The following is a 17400-nucleotide window of genomic DNA, read 5'->3' as shown; positions in this document are numbered from 1 at the left end:
TCCATGCGCCCTTTGTTCTCTCACCATAAGGCAATACTCATGAATACCTCACCTATAGTCTCTTCCCTATCCCCCATCAATCACCATGACTGCATCAAAACAGTACAAGCCTGTGCTATCACCTTTCAAGGTAATGCCAGCAATGGACTACAACAAGATGCCTTTTTCTTTTTAGATGATTGGTATCAAGAAACGCTAGGCATCATGCCAATACAAGACATTGACGGGCAATTTTGCCTTGCGGTATCCGATGGCGTTGCCAGCTCTAACTATTCACAGCACTGTGCCAAAGCGGTAGTAAAAGCCATTGCCACTCTTTGGCAACAAAAGCACAGCGTCAGCATTGATGATATTTATCAATGGATAAATAACCCCAAAAATATCTGCAAAAATGGCAAAAAACTTAACCCAAAATGGTTGGGTGCTTGTGCTACTTTAGCTATGGTACAAGCTTGCCCTAATAGCTTTCATAACAATAATAACAATAACGATAATGACAACAATAAAAGTTATAACATCACCATTACGCATATGGGTGACAGTCGGGTGTATTTGCAACGGCTAACAGACACCCAAAACACAAATGGCTGGCGGTGGCTAACTCGTGACCATAACTTACTCAATGAACTGGTCAAGCAAAAGGCTGACGAGCAAGGCATAGCCGTTAACCCTGATGACTACAACAAAGATGGTATGGCAGGCAGTTTGTATGGCTTAACTGAATGCTTTATGCTTGGTAATGACAATGATCTAGAAGATATTGGCAACGAAGGTACACAGCAAACGCTAACTGTACAAGCAGGCGACTGTTTGCTAATTTGTAGTGATGGTATTCATGACCTTGTACCCTGCCAAGACTGGCAAAGCATTGATGCAGATACCAAGCTTGATACATGGCTTAAAGACCTGAAAAATCAAGTCTATCATTCCAAAGGCAGAGCCTATGACAATGGTACTGCGATTGTGGTGCGATTTGATTAGCTGTTAACTATTAACTGTTATTATTTTATCAATAAAAGGAAACTCATATGTCCGCCTATCCACTGGCTCATTACAAAAAATCTGAACGCTTATTTTTGTTATATCAACAACTACCGCGTCAACCAGAAAAAGCCAAAACTCTCACAGAATTAATGCAATCTTATGGTAACAATCATGAAAAATATGACTCCGAACGCAAAACCTTAGAAAATGACCTAGTAAGTCTGCACACTATCTTTAGCGAGTTAATGGGTAGAAATAATGCCCTATTACGTATTCCTGCTTGGGGAACAAAAATTAAAGGGCAAACACCTCGCTTTTATATGAACCCTAACTTTAGCCTAGATATTATCAATAATGAAACTCTGTTTTTTTGGCAAATGTTAGCCAACTATACCACCCATTATTTACCCAACTCATTACAGCAAACCATTGAAAAAAAACTTGCTCAAATTGAAAAAAAACAAAAACAGCAATTTAATATCAGTACTCTTGGACAATGGCAACAACACCTCATCACCCTACCCAGTGTGATTCATGCTCCTACACTTGATAATGATGTTGTTGCTACCATACATCAAGCACTACTCAATCAACAAATCCTTGAAATCTGCTATTGCAACAAATGGCAACAACAAGGCAAAACCCGCACTGTTTATCCGCATGGTCTAGTGTTTATTGACAACATGATGTACCTATCTGCCTTTAACCCTGCTGATGACCATATTGATGATGATGTTTTATTAAAACAACACCGAAACTTTGCTGTCTGTCGCATTCAATCTGCCCGCCTTATTGACACACCTATTCCAAACTGGGTCACTCGTGATGGGCTATCATTAAAAAATCTTAAACAACTGGGCAAATTAGAGCCCACTGAAGACATTCAAATAAAATTGGTATTAAAGGTACAGCATTATGCTTGCCAGCACCTCTATGAACGCCCTTTATCCACTGACCAAACCATCACCGATATCGACGATACCTACAAAAAAGTCACTGCCACCGTTGCCAATACCACTCGCCTGCAAGATTGGCTAGTGGGAATGTCACAACTGGCAGTAGTGTTAGAGCCAACGCATGTACGCGATACGGTTTATGCAAGACTACAAGAGGCAATGGAGTTGTATCAACAAACGGACGATAAAAAATAGCAAAATAAAAAAGTACGCCACTCTCAACTTATAAGACCCCCTCCTAACCTCCCCCTTACTACGCGAGTATAGCTCTTGTCTTGCGTCGGGGCGAAACAGTGTTTCGCTATATTCCTCCTCAGGGAGAGGAACTGGTTTTTAAGTCCTCCCCTTACTTCAAGGGGAGGGTTTGGGAGGGGTCATATATGATTTTATAAAATAAAGTTGAGAGTGGGGTTAAAAAAGTAAAAAAAATGGATTTATTTTTATAGCTAGAAACTCATTTTCTAGGATATTGGTTATAATAATTCATAAGTTACGATGAGTAGCTAGCAAAGATTAAACAATGGATTATTTAACAGCTTATAGGGTGCAATGATATAGTTATTAATATATACAATATTATCATTATGATAACGACTATTTAGTTAATTAATTGTTTAGCAGATTATTTTTAGTCAACTGACATTGAGATTTTATCAAACTATTAATAAACCATTTACCATAAGCAAATAGGAGCAATATAATGAAACTTGCTAAAGCTTTAATCATTCGTGGTGATTTGCAAAAAAAATTAAGCGACACCAAAAATATAATCCAAAAAAATTCGGTGGTTCATAAAGAAAGCAACCCCAACATTGACCCCAATGAAATGATTGTCAAAGCCAATAGGATCATTGATGAACTAGATAACCTAATGGAACGGATTCACCGCACCAATACCCTAGCAAAAACCAGCGATGGAAGAACCATGCTTAAGCTTCTTACTGAGCGTGACACGTTAAGAAATCGCCATAAATTGCTGACCAGTACCATTGAATCTACCACTAAAACCCACGATTCATATTTTGGAGAAAGATACCATGACTTGGAAAATATAAAAGTGACCGTTCCTGTAGCTGACCTACAAAAACAAGCCGATGATATTTCTATGAAAATGCGTCACCTTAATATCACAATCCAAGAAAACAACTGGCACATTGACCTGCTAGATTAAGGGCTAATATAAGATATATTTGTCACACGATAATAATAATGTAAACCGTATTTGCAGTATATTTATTGCAAATGCCTAGTATAACCAGTTTGGAATCGACTGGGTGAGTGTCAAGTCCCCACCAAAAGCAGGGGGCAGAAAAGATACTGCTTTACTATTTACGTGTTGCAGGGCGACCACCCCTTTTATCAATCAGCCCATCACACTTTACAAATGACACCTTACCACTCATAACTTAACCACCAGACACTGACAGTCGGTTTCTTTTTTAATCTCCACCCAAAAATACAACAAACAAGGAAAACCTATGAATAATGTTAAAAACCTGCTAGAGAATGTCAATATAGAAATTAAAACGCTACAATCTGCTCAAAAATTATATGGTCGCCAACTTGCTCCAAACTTTAGTGTATTTGACTATATCAGCACCAATGAAACAGGACTTAGCTATATCTTAGCGGATTTACTTAACCCACAAGGTAGCCATGACCAAAAAGAGACTTTTTTAAAGCTATTTATTGAGCATTGCCTACCTGATATTTCAAATCAAGCAGTTAGCCAAATCAATTGGCAACCTTTTTTAGACAACTTATCTAAGGTCAGTGTCACAATAGAAGAGGGTACAAGAGCAAGTCAAACCTATCGCCGTATGGATATTTACCTATCTTGTACTGTAAATGAGCAACATTATGGAATTTGTATTGAAAATAAACCTTATGCTGGTGACCAAAAAAACCAGCTTAAAGACTATGCGTCGGAAATTGAAATACGCAGTCGTGGTAATTGGCACATGGTTTATCTTAAAGAATACAATGAAGAGTATAGTTCTGGTAATCCCAGTATCTATAGTGTAGATGAAGAAACTCTCAATACATGGATAGAAAATAAAAAATTTACTGCTTTAAAATTTAGTCAATTAATTGACTGGTTAAAGGCTTGCCAAGTTGAATGCCAAAATCATAGTGTCAATGAGTTTCTTAGTCAATTTATAAAATTTATCCAACAAAAATTTTTAGGAGTACAAGATATGACAGAAGAAAATGCAGTATTAGAGTTAATGATTGATAGTAAATATTCTATAGATTCCAGCTTTAAAATCTTTCATAATCTTAAACAAATGAAAATTTACTTCATACAAAAGCTGAAGAATGATCTATCAGAAGCCATTAAGAATAGCAAAGAACGCCCTTATAAATTAACCTCAACCAAATTAAAAATCTGGAATAAAAATGAAAAAATTATATTCCTAATCCCCAATAATAAAATAGAAATCCATTTAGACTTTGAAGGAACTGATTTCCACCGCCCTCATCTAGGTATATACTCAAAAGAAGAAAGCTATAATCAAGACAATGAAGAGTTTATAAAAACTGAAAAATTATTTCGGGAAAAATTTATTAGTAAAAATCCAGAATCATGTAATCATTGGGCAGGTTGGTATGAGTTTCAACCCCATGACTGGTGGAACTCAAGTGAACCTTGGCAAATGATAAAGGATGGTACAATGGCAGAAAAAATCATAGATGAAGTTGATGCAATTTATCAGCTACTTAAAGAAAATAACTGTATCAAATAACTCTAGATTACAAACAGTTACAAAACTTAGGAACGTTCGTGTCTACCTGACAGCCTAATAATATTGCGGGAAAGCCCAACATCTCTGTTGGGCTTTTTTATGCCCTCTCATTAATAGCCAATTTAAACCTATCTTTCTTTTATTTTACGCACTTTTTATACACTAAGGTTAACAAGGAGCTTTTATGTCTATCGCTAACTCTACTGAAACTATTATCTGGCAAGGTAAACCTTCACACTTTCTAAATTTAAAGACCTATATCTTTTGTGTGCTATTTTTTTGGTTGGTTTTTCCTCTGTTTATTTTACTGTGGAAAATCATTCAATTAAAAAGCACCAAATATACGCTGACCAATCAACGCCTACAAATTAAAACAGGGGTGTTTAGCCAGCAGTTTGATGAGCTTGAGTTATACCGAGTCAAAGACATGCGCTATGAGCGTCCATTTTTATTGCGCTTGGTCGGACGCGGTAATTTGACTTTATTTACCTCTGATGCAACCGATAGCTTGATTATTCTGCAAGCCATTTGTCAAGGTGAACAGCTAAGGCAACAAATCCGCCAAGCAGTTGAAGACCGTAGAGGTAAAGGCAGTCGCAGAGTACAAGAGATTGATATGTTTAATGGCTAGTTTAACGACTCAATTAAAGTTTAAACATCTGTATAGTATACATTCTCTATACAGGTGTTTTAAACATTGATTTGCCATCTATTTTCATCTCTACTTTATCACCATGCCAAATAAGGCGTGGTGTTGCCTCACTCATACGTTTACTGGTTTCACCAGAATGCTGTAAGGTGATGCCATGCTCATCAATGATGGCAATACCAATGACATAAGTATAAACAAAACGACTTTTTGCCTTTGGAGAGGCTTTGATATTAAACACACATTCGACCACTTGGTCACGATATTGCATACGCATTTTAGGCTGTAATGAGGCGATGGACACCACCCCATTACCGATTGCCGAATAAACGGAAAAGACTAAGGCAACTTTACCACCATAATGTTGGGCAATCGCAGGGTTGACGGTGACCGTTTCTTTACCAGGCTCATCAATACTCGCTACTTGCACATCACCATGATGATAGACATAAGGCATGGTAGAAAAACTACCAACCTGCTGTGGTGCATGAATATAAATCATCTCTTTTGCTTGCTGAGGCAGTATCCCTACCCTTAAATCTAGGTCATCATTATCAGCACTACTGTCGCCATTATCTACCCATATCGCTTCAACAATGAGCTTATCAACACTGCCTTTTGTCAGATTGATTCGATGTTCACTTCCAGGTTTATCCAAAGTCACTTTGGTTAAATTAAGCGATGATGAAAGAGATGGGGGAGTAGTAGAAGTAGAGAGACTAGGCTGAATAGTCTGGGATTGATGTTGACTGTGTGAGGATAATTGCGGTGTGGCTGGGGTATCATCAGCAACTTCTCCCCCAAAATGGGTCACCAAAGCAGATAATCCCCCATTAAACCCTTGACCAATCGCATTAATCCGCCAAACATCACTTTTTCGATAAACTTGCAATAACATCACTGCCCGTTCATTATCAAACGTATTACCATCAAACCCATACTCAGCAATGGTTTGTCCCGCTTGCTCAAGCCATACTTTACCATGTTCAAGCTGACGCATGGTTTGTTGCCCATCAATGGTAGCAGTTAATACCAGATAATCAATATTAGCAGACAGTTTATTAAGATTAATATCAAAACGATGCTGTGAGTTTATCTCTTGTAAGCTAACCGCAGAACAAGGCGTTTGGGGCTGATTATAAAACACCATATAATCATCACTGACCAACTGTTGCCCTGTATCCAAGCCAAAACAGGCGACATCAATCACAGCATGGCTCATGATTAGCTCAACAACCAAGGTAAACGTTTGGTTAATATCGTTAATACCAAGCTCAGCAAACTTAATTTTTTGTCCTGTGACCATCTGCATGATTGTTGTCTCCTATTTGGTTGTTATCAAATTATACGAGAATTTAACACAAAGCTAAACATAGGATTAAAGACATCTGGGCTAAAAATTATCCCCCCAATCCTCCCAAAACCCCGGCTCATCATGGTGTTTATTACGCATCGCATCTTCTAATGGTAGCACCCAAAAATATACGCCCTCAATTTTTGGTACGGCATCGCTATATTCCAGGTGGTCTCTGACTTTGATATATTGTGGGTCAGATTCATCAAACGGCACATCTATATATAACTGCCCCTCATAAGATTCCATCATCGCAAGTTGAGCCACATTGCCACAGCGTTGATAGCCAATATCATTGGTATCAAGCCACGCCATCAGCTCTTTTCGTACCGCCCATCTTTCTGGGTTTTGTGTGGTTTGTTTCGATACATCAAAGGTGACATATAGCACATCACGCCCTTTATCACGCGCGATTTTATCAATGAATTCAAGTAATTGTGGCATTGTCTTATTCCTTAATCAATAAGTTTATTAAAGCAGATGTTATAAAAAACTGACTTACCACTATAAAATAGCATACAACCTAGAAGCTTTTGTTCTAGCTAAGACTATTAATAAAAAAATATCCTGCCATCAAAGTTGATAACAGGATATCTCTATAACTTTTGTCTATAACCTCTAAATACTGCCTAATATCTAAGCAGGCTTAAAACTATCTCTCAAGCTAACTATCTGATTAAACACAGGTTTATCTGAGCTATGCTCTTCACTATCAGCAATAAAGTAGCCCTCACGCTCAAACTGGAAACGAGTACCTGCATCTGCATTGGCAAGTGATGGTTCAACCACTGCATCAAGCACCGTTAATGAATTTTTATTTAACGCCTGATGCACATCACTAGCACTGCTTGGGTCATCAATGGCAAATAAATGCTCATATAAACGCACTGTCGCAGGCACACCCAAACTTGCTGATACCCAATGGATTACCCCTTTTACCTTACGGTCTTCAGGATTTTTACCCAGTGTGGTCGGGTCGATGGTTGCTTTTAGCTCAACCACATTGCCCGCCGCATCGGTCACATGCTCAGTCACCGCCAACACATAGGTATTACGCAAGCGGATTTCTGGTTTTTCAGGGGATAAGCGTTTGTAACCTTTGGGTGGCTCAAGCTCATAATCGCTTTGGTCAATATAAATAGTTTGAGTAAACGGGATTTCTCGTTCCCCCATATCGACATTAGGGTGGCAAGGTTGCGTTAGCCACAATGCCTGATTGTCCTCGTCCCAACGCGCATTGACGCTATCCGCTTTTTGAGTTTCCCAATCCTGCACCGCCTCACTAAAGTTAGTAATAGTTACTTTTAACGGCTTTAATACCGCCATACCACGAGCAGTCGTGGTTTCTAATGATTGACGGATACTAAATTCAAGTAAGCGAAAATCCACCACACCATCAGCTTTTGCCACACCAACCCGCTCACAAAAATCTCGCAAGCCTTCTGGCGTATAGCCCCGACGACGCATACCAGCAATGGTCAGCATACGTGGGTCGTCCCAACCGCTAACAATACCCTCATCAACGAGCTGTTTGAGCTTACGTTTACTGGTCAAGGTATGATCAACATTCAGACGACTAAATTCATATTGGCGTGGTGGCACGTCAATACCGACTTTTTCTATTATCCAATCATAAAATGGGCGATGGTCTTCAAACTCTAGCGTACATAATGAATGCGTGATACCTTCAATAGCGTCCGATAATGGGTGCGCATAATCATACATCGGATAAATACACCATTTATCGCCCGTTTGGTGGTGCGACTGGTGCATCACCCGATAAATCACAGGGTCACGCATGTTCATATTTGGGCTTGCCATATCAATTTTGGCACGCAATACTGCTTCGCCCTCAGCATATTTGCCATTTTTCATGTCATCAAAGCGTTGCAAGTTCTCTTCAACACTGGCATCTCGTTGCGGTGAGGGCTTACCCACTTCGCCAAATGAGCCACGATTGTCACGGATTTGCTCGGGCGTTTGCAAATCCACATACGCATCGCCCTGCTTAATAAGCTTAACTGCCCACTCATGCAACTGGTCAAAATAAGCAGAGGCATGGCGAGGCTCGCCTGCCCATTCAAAACCAAGCCACTGCACATCTTTTTCAATATTATCAATATAGTCTTGTTTTTCAGCGGTAGGGTTGGTGTCATCAAAACGTAGATGGCAAATACCAGCAAACTCTTCAGCAACACCAAAGTTTAGACAAATTGACTTTACATGCCCCAAATGCAGATAGCCATTTGGTTCAGGCGGAAAACGGGTAACGATTTGTGAATACTTTTGTTCTGCCAAATCCTCACGGATAATATGACGAATAAAGTCATTTTTTTCGTTGTTACTACTATTACTGTTGCTATTTTTTGTGTCGCTCATTAAATAAAAGCTCCTAATATTAATCAAACTTAAATGTTTGAAACAAATTATCTTTACGCCCTGCTTGAAAATCAATGTCTATATCATCATCCACATAGCCTGCAAATAAATCATATAATGTGCGTTTTTTCTGTGGATTATTTGCATCGTTATGGTTGCTTTGCTGTGCAATAGTCTGTTGAGCTGGCTCAATCGTGGCACAGCTTGCCACCTGCCCTTGCTTGGTAAACATAAGAGAGTTGTCAGCTTTGGCAGTTTCTATCTACTGCTTAACACTCTCTGGCAAGCATATTTCGTTGCATAGTTTGCATTGTTATGCCCTCCTATGTTGCAAGTATTTTGCAAAAACACCAAGCTACTAATTTACACCCAACGCTGTACTGATTCCGCAGTATCCATCGGACTGGTATTAAAGCAAATTTTAGCTTGTGGCGCATATTCATGTACCGCGTTGACCACTTTTTCAAACACTAAAAAGTGAGGCTCTGGCAGACGTACGCCAGCCCCAATTAACACACAATCATAAGGGGTTTGTTTCATTGCATCAGCCACTGTATCATAAGCAGTTTGTGGTGAGTCGATAAACAAAATTTCAGCATCATAGCCCAATTCATTGAGTTGTTGACGGTCTTTTTCTAATTGGGCGATTAATTTTTCAGCTGTTAGATTAGGGATTTTGCTAAAATCAATCGCATCTGGGTGCCAGCCGATAAATACTACTTTTTTTGCTTCACTCATGGTCATTCCTCGTTATATTTGGTTGTTTAATATTTGTTTGACGTTCATTTTATCCTAATTTATAAAACCATCATAAGTTGGTCATTGTTATTCTATCAGGTTTGCCCCACTCTGTAACAGCCTGATACATGACAGAGCCGAAAAAAATCGTTAGACTAAGACGGCTTAAACACAAAATCCATTTTAAACCAATAAGGAATAGACTCATGGTAGATATGCCAGTTGTTGAATTAGATACTAATTATGGTGCGATTGTTATTGAACTTAATGAAGAAAAAGCCCCAAAAACTGTAGAAAACTTTTTAGATTATGTACGTTCAGGCCATTATGACGGCACGATTTTTCACCGTGTTATTAATGGCTTTATGATTCAAGGCGGTGGTATGGACATCAATATGAATCAAAAACCGACCAATGCGCCCATCAAAAATGAAGCCGATAATGGACTAAAAAATGAAGTTGGTACGATTGCCATGGCTCGTACCCAAGACCCAAACTCTGCCACCAGTCAGTTTTTTATCAATGTCAATAATAATACATCATTAAATAAAGGTGGTGTTGACCCCTATGGATATGCTGTATTTGGTAAAGTCACTGATGGTATGGACGTGGTCAATAAAATTAAAGGCGTACCAACTGGACGTTATAGTATGCATGCCGATGTACCAAAAGAGCCTGTTATTATCAATCATGCTAAAATTGTTAGTGAATAATCTATTAGCAATTAATATTTATGTTAAATGAATAACTTTGCTAATTATAATCATCTGCTTACCACCCGTCCGCATGACATAAAACAGGTGCTAATCAGTGATTTACATTTATCTAATAATCAGCCTGCCCAACGTGTTTTGGTGCAGGCTTTTTTGGCATTGCTTGATGACTTATTAGTGCTACCAAACTTAACTGCCTTATATATTTTGGGAGATTGGTTTGATGCTTGGATTGGTGATGATGTGTATTTAAGCTTAAATGATAAGCAAAAACAATCTCATTGGCTCACACCGATTGTAAGCAAACTAAAGCAGTTGCGTATTGCAGGCTGCCAAATTTTTGTGATGCATGGCAATCGGGATTTTTTGTTAGGACAAACATTTTGCAATATCTTTGGCGGGCAGTTAATACAGGAACCATATCATTTACAAGTTGGTGAGCATGGCTATCGACTAGAGCATGGGGACGCCCTTTGCACCGATGACAAACGCTATCAACGCTTTCGTAAGTTTATGCGCCACCCAATAGTACAGTGGTATTTACTACGCAAACCTTTAAAAAAACGCCTTGAGCTTGCTGAAAAGCTACGCTTAAAAAGTCAAGCAGACAATGCCAAAAAAGCAACTTATATCATGGACGTTAATGAGCAAGCCGTTTGCCAAGCGGTCAGTAATATTAACAATATTATTGGCAACGATGTTAATGGCGTTAACCATCTTATTCATGGGCATACCCACCGCCCTGCCATTCATACTATTGATGATAATAATAAGCATGCTCAAAAAAACAAGCAGCGTTATGTGTTAGGGGATTGGCGGGTACACAATTTGGGCAGTTCACGCCAATTTGTGGAGGCAGTGATTGGCGTGGTCATTGAAACAGACATCAAAACAAACACTAAAACGGGTACTGATGACAATCCAACACCACATAGCGAATTTGAATTAGTAAAGTTTGTGATTTAATACAAACTATTGCATACTTGCCTTATTACCATACAAATATGTAAGGATAATTTATATGGATATCACCATCTCTATTCCTAATGATATGGCAACACAATTTGCCCAAGCTGACCTTGCAGGATTGATGACCTTAAATTTTATCATTGACCAATATCGACAAGGCAATGTCACCCTAAAACGGGCTTGTCGGTGGGCTGATTTAGAAGAAGTTGAATTTTTGACCGAATGCCAACAACGTGGCGTCAGTCGGCAGACTTATGAGTCTATTGATGAGCTAACACAAGAAGTTGAAATGGCATTAGCACATCTTGCTCAACCACAATAACTGAGTTTTTTGATGATTATTATTTGCGATGCTTCACCATTAGTTGCCTTAGCAACTTGTAACTGTTTATATTTATTTTATATTTGTTAGATAAATTATTTTGTGAAGTATATGTCACCCCAGAAGTTTTTAATGAAGTCACTGTCACAGGAAAACCTTTTGCCACAGTCTTAGAAACTTATTTAACAAATAAAGTTTATTTACAACAAATACCTCAAAATTCAGATATTCATAAATTAGAAAGGACTTTAGATTTAGGTGAATTAAGTGCCTTTTCTCTTTATCATCATCTCAATGCTGACTATATACTGATAGACGAAAAGCTTGGCAGACATTATGCAAATGAACAAAATATTAGAGTTTTAGGTTCGTTAGGCATACTACTTCTTGGTAAGAAATTTGGACATATTCAACAAATACGTCCATTTATAGATGAACTTAGCAGATCACCAATTTTTATTGGAGAAGCATTAATAGCCCACACCCTTAACCTTGCAAATGAAAGCTAAACTTATTTATCCATCAACTTAAAAAAATGCTCCCGATAGTGCTTTAACTCACGTACCGAATCACGAATATCATCTAATGCCAGATGACTGCCTTTTTTCTCAAAGCTTGATAAGATATCGGGACGCCAACGGAAACACAGCTCTTTGATAGAAGATACATCTAAATTGCGATAGTGGAAAAACTTCTCAAGCTCTGGCATTTGCCGCGCTAAAAAACGACGGTCTTGGCAAATTGAATTACCACACATCGGTGACTTACCTTCATCTACCCATTTACTTAAAAACGCAATGGTTTCGGCTTCGGCTTGTGCCAAAGTAACGTTACTACGGCGCACACGGTCAATCAAACCTGACTGACCATGCTGTTTGGTGTTCCAGTCGTCCATACCATTAAGCTTTTGGTCAGAGACTTTAATGGCAAAGACTGGGCCTTCAGCAAGGATATTTAAATCCTCATCGGTGACAACGGTGGCAATCTCAATAATATCATCAGTTTGCGTATCAAGCCCTGTCATCTCCAAATCAATCCATACCAGCCCTTTTTTGCCTTGATTTTTGATTTTAATTTTATTTGGGTGGTCATGACTTGCCATAAATAATCCTAATTTTATTGATTTATCTACTATTACTGACTTAATTAATGCCGAATAACGCTTTAGGACTATATGTTAACAAATTTTCACGCTACACTTGTGTTTTTCTACATCAATTTTCATTATCTCTTATTATCTAATTCTGACTACTAGGATATTATGGCATTAATTCGACAGCGCAAACTCTCCAAACAACAAATTCGCCGTATTGAAAAGCAACAACAAGCCCATCAAGACGATAATACCAATAATTTAATTGATGGTGTGGTAATGGCACATTATGGCAAACAGCTTGAAATACAAGTCACCAGCCTGCCTGCTAAGCAACCACAAAAACCAAATGTTGTCGATGGCGAACCCGAACCCTTTTGGCAACCCATTGAACTGCATGATATTTGGCGCTGTCATGCCCGCACCAACCTTCCGATGCTTGCCACAGGCGATAACGTACGCTGGATTGCTGACCCTAATACAGGGCTGGGACGCATTGAATCGGTACAACCTAGACGTTCGCTGATTTCTCGTCCTGACCGCTATCATAAGCTCAAGCCAGTAGCTGCAAATGTTGATATCCTTGCCATTGTATTTGCCCCCCTACCAATGGCTGCACCCAATCTGATAGACCGCTATTTAGTGGTTTGCCACCATGCCGACGTGACGCCTCTATTGGTATTAAACAAAGCCGATTTATTATCATTAGCACAATACAAAGAGGTTGCTAATCTGCTTACCGAGTATCAACAGCTTGGCTATGATACTGTCAAAACTTCGGTAGATTGTCCTGAAACTGTTAAAATTATCAGCGAGGATAAACAACAAAGCTTGCAAGATTTAGAACATAAAATCAAAAATAAAATGGTTATCTTTGCAGGGCAATCAGGTGTTGGTAAAAGTAGTTTAATCAATGCTTTACTACCCAACTCAGAACAAAGTGTCAATGTCATTTCAACCAACTCAAAATTGGGGCAACACACCACCACCACCAGTCGATTACTGCCATTTGTTACTGATGATTTAAATCAAGGTGGTATTGTTGACACCCCTGGTATTCGAGAATATGGCATTTGGCATTTAACCCCCGATGATATTTTGGCAGGATTTGTGGAGCTTGCTCCTCTAGCAGGGCGTTGTAAGTTTCGAGACTGTAAACATACCCATAACAGCAAAGGTTGTGCATTATGGCAAGCGGTGGCAGAGGGTGAGGTATTACAACGGCGGGTTGAGAGTTTGGTTACCTTACAAGAAGAGGCAGATACCCAGCATTATTAATATAGACGAAGAATACTAAAACAGATACAAGGCGACCGAGTGAAGACAGTACAGTTAGTACAGCAAACGAGGGCAACACCGTAGCTGTTTAGTAGTTCTTTGACTATATCATGTTATTAGCATGACATGCTAACAAGGTGAGTGGGTGCAATTTATTGGGCTTATCGGTATAATGGCGACTTATTAACACCTAGTTAACATCTAGCATTAAGTTTGGAGAAATATTTTGGATTTTAATCGTTGGCTTGAGTTTATGGGGAATCACCCCTTTTTATTTGGCATACTTGGTGTACTCATCGTGTTGTTTTTTACCTTAGAGAACAAGAGCAGTGGTAAGAAAATATCACCAAACACGCTTGGGCTAATGGTCAACTCACAAAATGCACAACTTGTGGATATTCGTGCCAATAAAAAATTTAATACAGGACATATTCAAGGCAGCCGTAACATACCCTTCACTCAGTTAAAAGACCATTTAGATGAGTTAAAAGCGATTGAAGAACCGATTATTGTTATTTGTGATATGGGATTACAATCAAGTGCAGCAGTACAACTGATTGGCAAACCCAATGTCTTTCGTTTAGATGGTGGGATTGGTGGTTGGCAAGCTGCTGGTATGCCTCTTGTTGGCGCAAAGACAGCTAAGGGAAAAGTAGTAGATGGCAAAGCAAAACTAAAAAAGTAGAATTTTAACCGCCCAATTTAGTTGAATTTTATTTGGCTTACCCCCATCTTTACTTTAGCCACAGATATTAATAAATGGTCTTGTTGAGAATCATAACAAACTGTAGAATAGCTAATAGAACTTTTAAAGATTTTCCACTTTTATTATTCATATTATAAGGATTTTTATGAGTATTGCTGTCAAGGTATACACCACCCCCATCTGCCCTTATTGCTCCAATGCCAAGCAATTATTAAAGTCTAAAGGGGTAGATTATGAAGAAATTGGTATGCATGATATGAGTCGTGAGGAACGAATGGCATTGATGCAAAAAACCAATAACTACCGTACTGTGCCACAAATATTTATTGGCGAAACCTTTGTGGGCGGTTTTGATGAACTCAACAAACTTAATCAAGAAGGCAAACTTGATGAAATGCTAAACGGTTAAATCGTTTACAAAATCAATAACTATCATAAATATGCTATTTGATTATTAATAGGACTGTTTTTATATTTTTTGGCTTAGTTTGTACACAAACATACTAAGTCAGTAAGGAAATTTATAAATATAAATTCATAAATTTTAATTTACCTTAATAACCAATTTTTAACAATTTTTCATAACCAATTAATTATAAGGAGTTTCTCATGGCTGAAGAACAAGCCCAACCACAACTTGCACTAGAGCGTATTTATGTAAAAGATATGTCGCTAGAAGTACCAGGTGCAGAAGTTTTTACTAGAGAATGGAAGCCTGAGTTGGACATTAATCTAGCGACCAATGCTGAAAAACTTGATGATGACCACTATCAAGTGGTATTAACCGTCAGCGTCACCGCAAAAAATGATAACAAAGCAGCTTTTGTTGCTGAAGTACATCAAGCTGGTATTTTCTTACTACAAAATATTCCTGAAGAGCAGTTAGCACAAATCCTAGGTGCATACTGTCCTAATGTTATATTCCCTTATGCGCGTGAAGTTATCAGTGATATCGTCACTCGTGGTAGCTTCCCACAGTTACTACTTGCGCCAGTTAACTTTGACCAAGCATTTGCACAAAGTCAGCAGCAATTAGAAGAAGCTGATGGCGAAGGCAATGCTTAATATAGTAGATGTAATCTAGTGTAGTATAGAAAATTTAGCAAAAAGACCGCTTACTGTAAGCGGTCTTTTTTTATTCCTTTATTTGCCGAAAGGTCAAACTAATACGCCCCTTATCTGTTTCACATTTTGGTATGGCATGTAACCAATGCTGTTGCACATGGTCATTCATATAAAGAAGACTTCCAGATGTTAAGCGTTGTTGGTATGTTATTGTATTATCCTGTTTATATTTAAAATACATTTCTCGTGTAGCCCCAAGCGACACAATGGCTACGCCCGTACCATAAACTAATTGGCTAGTATCATCTGAATGATATCCCATTTTACTACTACCGTTTAAGTAATAATTTAATAAATTTAATAAGCAATTATTAATATCCAGTGCTAATAAGTCTGATATTACCTGTGCTATCTGTCTTATTTTTTTAGGCATATCTAATGTTTTGTATGTCATACCAGAATAAGTGTAAGGCACACCAAAACTAGCAGTATATCTTGTCGCCATTTGTGTATGCCAATCAGTCTGTGCTACCAATTGTAAAAATAAGTCTTCTGCTAATTTATTATCTAAAAAATCTTGATAGAATTTAATATGTGGTATGACATCATTCATTATTGTTTCTCATCATTTATACAAATATACAAATTATTATCTACACTGCAAATTAAAACAAAAAGCCCTGTTAAAAAACAGGGCTTTTATATCAATAAGTAGTCAAATAGATACTATTTTATTATCTTAAAGCAGACAATACTTGTTCTTTGACCACATCAATATTTTGTGTACCATCAAACTTATGATACTTTGGTGCATTACCACCTTGCTCAGCTTTTTGTTGATAAAAACCAACCAAGCTTGAGGTTTGCTGATGATAAGTAGATAATCTTTCACGAATGGTTTCTTCTTTATCATCATCACGCTGTACTAATGGCTCGCCTGTGACATCATCAATACCCTCTTGTTTTGGTGGGTTGTGTTTGATGTGATAAACACGACCAGACGCAGGGTGTGAACGACGACCAGACAAGCGATTAACGATTTCATCGTCAGGCACACTGATTTCGACCACATGGTTAATATCTACACCAGCATCAACCAAAGCTTCTGCTTGTGGAATGGTACGTGGAAAACCATCAAAGATACAGCCATTCACACAATCAGGCTTAGCAATACGCTCTTTGACCAAGTTGATAATCAGATCATCCGACACCAAGCCACCAGCATCCATAATACTTTTTGCTTGTTTACCAAGCTCTGTCCCTTCTTTAATGGCAGCTCGTAGCATGTCACCTGTCGATATTTGTGGGATATCAAACTCTTTAGAAATAAACTGAGCCTGAGTACCTTTACCCGCTCCAGGAGGGCCAAGCAAAATTATACGCATCATAATAAACTATCCTTTATTTAAGTAATAAAAAAGTCATATAAAATTTTAAATAAAAAATC

At 38.3% G+C, this 17400-nt stretch carries 21 protein-coding genes; 13 read left to right on the top strand and 8 right to left on the bottom strand.

Annotated elements, in window-relative coordinates:
• Positions 1-39: 39 nt before the first annotated feature.
• From FHK89_RS02925 to FHK89_RS02905, 5 genes are all read left to right on the top strand, one after another.
• Complete coding sequence (locus FHK89_RS02925) at positions 40-981, top strand: PP2C family protein-serine/threonine phosphatase (RefSeq protein ID WP_230656590.1); 942 nt, start codon at positions 40-42, stop codon at positions 979-981.
• Positions 982-1028: 47 nt separating this feature from the next.
• Complete coding sequence (locus FHK89_RS02920; RefSeq protein ID WP_230656588.1) at positions 1029-2135, top strand: helix-turn-helix transcriptional regulator; 1107 nt, start codon at positions 1029-1031, stop codon at positions 2133-2135.
• A gap of 505 nt (positions 2136-2640) precedes the next feature.
• On the top strand, positions 2641-3111 hold the full coding sequence (locus tag FHK89_RS02915) for a DIP1984 family protein (protein WP_230656586.1): 471 nt from the start codon (positions 2641-2643) through the stop codon (positions 3109-3111).
• Positions 3112-3418: 307 nt separating this feature from the next.
• Complete coding sequence (locus tag FHK89_RS02910) at positions 3419-4687, top strand: PDDEXK-like family protein (protein WP_230656584.1); 1269 nt, start codon at positions 3419-3421, stop codon at positions 4685-4687.
• Positions 4688-4871: 184 nt separating this feature from the next.
• The gene (locus tag FHK89_RS02905; protein ID WP_230656582.1) at positions 4872-5318 is read left to right on the top strand and encodes a PH domain-containing protein; all 447 of its coding nucleotides are present in this window, start codon (positions 4872-4874) and stop codon (positions 5316-5318) included.
• 46 nt (positions 5319-5364) lie between these two features.
• On the opposite strand, the gene FHK89_RS02900 is transcribed toward FHK89_RS02905, so the two are convergent.
• From FHK89_RS02900 to FHK89_RS02880, 5 genes are all read right to left on the bottom strand, one after another.
• Complete coding sequence (locus tag FHK89_RS02900) at positions 5365-6648, bottom strand: TerD family protein (protein WP_230656580.1); 1284 nt, start codon at positions 6646-6648, stop codon at positions 5365-5367.
• 81 nt (positions 6649-6729) lie between these two features.
• Positions 6730-7134, bottom strand: a complete 405-nt coding sequence (locus tag FHK89_RS02895) for a hypothetical protein (protein ID WP_230656578.1) — start codon at positions 7132-7134, stop codon at positions 6730-6732.
• Between the two features lie 192 nt (positions 7135-7326).
• Positions 7327-9069 (bottom strand): glutamine--tRNA ligase/YqeY domain fusion protein, encoded by a 1743-nt coding sequence (locus FHK89_RS02890; RefSeq protein ID WP_230656576.1) that lies wholly within the window; start codon positions 9067-9069, stop codon positions 7327-7329.
• A gap of 19 nt (positions 9070-9088) precedes the next feature.
• Positions 9089-9301, bottom strand: a complete 213-nt coding sequence (locus FHK89_RS02885; protein WP_230656574.1) for a hypothetical protein — start codon at positions 9299-9301, stop codon at positions 9089-9091.
• Between the two features lie 131 nt (positions 9302-9432).
• The gene (locus tag FHK89_RS02880; RefSeq protein ID WP_230656572.1) at positions 9433-9807 is read right to left on the bottom strand and encodes a hypothetical protein; all 375 of its coding nucleotides are present in this window, start codon (positions 9805-9807) and stop codon (positions 9433-9435) included.
• Positions 9808-10013: 206 nt separating this feature from the next.
• Between FHK89_RS02880 and FHK89_RS02875 the strand changes: the two genes are divergently transcribed.
• From FHK89_RS02875 to FHK89_RS02860, 4 genes are all read left to right on the top strand, one after another.
• The gene (locus FHK89_RS02875) at positions 10014-10520 is read left to right on the top strand and encodes a peptidylprolyl isomerase (RefSeq protein WP_230656570.1); all 507 of its coding nucleotides are present in this window, start codon (positions 10014-10016) and stop codon (positions 10518-10520) included.
• 27 nt (positions 10521-10547) lie between these two features.
• Complete coding sequence (locus FHK89_RS02870; RefSeq protein ID WP_230656568.1) at positions 10548-11486, top strand: UDP-2,3-diacylglucosamine diphosphatase; 939 nt, start codon at positions 10548-10550, stop codon at positions 11484-11486.
• A gap of 55 nt (positions 11487-11541) precedes the next feature.
• Complete coding sequence (locus tag FHK89_RS02865; protein ID WP_230656566.1) at positions 11542-11811, top strand: UPF0175 family protein; 270 nt, start codon at positions 11542-11544, stop codon at positions 11809-11811.
• An 83-nt stretch (positions 11812-11894) separates the two neighbouring features.
• Positions 11895-12320 carry a DUF3368 domain-containing protein gene (locus FHK89_RS02860; RefSeq protein WP_230656564.1) on the top strand — a complete coding sequence of 142 codons (426 nt, stop codon included), beginning with the start codon at positions 11895-11897 and terminating at the stop codon, positions 12318-12320.
• A gap of 2 nt (positions 12321-12322) precedes the next feature.
• On the opposite strand, the gene orn is transcribed toward FHK89_RS02860, so the two are convergent.
• Complete coding sequence (orn, locus tag FHK89_RS02855; protein ID WP_230656562.1) at positions 12323-12913, bottom strand: oligoribonuclease; 591 nt, start codon at positions 12911-12913, stop codon at positions 12323-12325.
• 159 nt (positions 12914-13072) lie between these two features.
• Between orn and rsgA the strand changes: the two genes are divergently transcribed.
• The 4 genes from rsgA (at position 13073) to secB (ending at position 15953) form a co-directional block, all read left to right on the top strand.
• On the top strand, positions 13073-14182 hold the full coding sequence (gene rsgA, locus FHK89_RS02850) for a ribosome small subunit-dependent GTPase A (protein ID WP_230656560.1): 1110 nt from the start codon (positions 13073-13075) through the stop codon (positions 14180-14182).
• 253 nt (positions 14183-14435) lie between these two features.
• Positions 14436-14867 (top strand): rhodanese-like domain-containing protein, encoded by a 432-nt coding sequence (locus FHK89_RS02845; protein WP_230656666.1) that lies wholly within the window; start codon positions 14436-14438, stop codon positions 14865-14867.
• 166 nt (positions 14868-15033) lie between these two features.
• Positions 15034-15297 (top strand): glutaredoxin 3, encoded by a 264-nt coding sequence (grxC, locus tag FHK89_RS02840; RefSeq protein WP_230656558.1) that lies wholly within the window; start codon positions 15034-15036, stop codon positions 15295-15297.
• A 200-nt stretch (positions 15298-15497) separates the two neighbouring features.
• A complete protein-coding gene (secB, locus tag FHK89_RS02835) occupies positions 15498-15953 on the top strand; it encodes a protein-export chaperone SecB (RefSeq protein ID WP_230656556.1) in 456 nt (151 codons plus the stop codon).
• A 70-nt stretch (positions 15954-16023) separates the two neighbouring features.
• Here the strand turns inward: secB and FHK89_RS02830 are convergent, their stop codons facing one another.
• Positions 16024-16566 carry an alpha-ketoglutarate-dependent dioxygenase AlkB gene (locus tag FHK89_RS02830; RefSeq protein ID WP_230656554.1) on the bottom strand — a complete coding sequence of 181 codons (543 nt, stop codon included), beginning with the start codon at positions 16564-16566 and terminating at the stop codon, positions 16024-16026.
• 121 nt (positions 16567-16687) lie between these two features.
• Entirely contained in the window at positions 16688-17338 is a 651-nt protein-coding gene (gene adk, locus FHK89_RS02825; protein WP_230656664.1) for an adenylate kinase, read from the bottom strand.
• Positions 17339-17400 lie beyond the last annotated feature (62 nt).

The organism is Psychrobacter sp. I-STPA10, from assembly GCF_021012795.1.
In the GTDB taxonomy this organism is placed as follows: domain Bacteria; phylum Pseudomonadota; class Gammaproteobacteria; order Pseudomonadales; family Moraxellaceae; genus Psychrobacter.
This window is presented reverse-complemented; position numbering and strand designations above follow the sequence as displayed.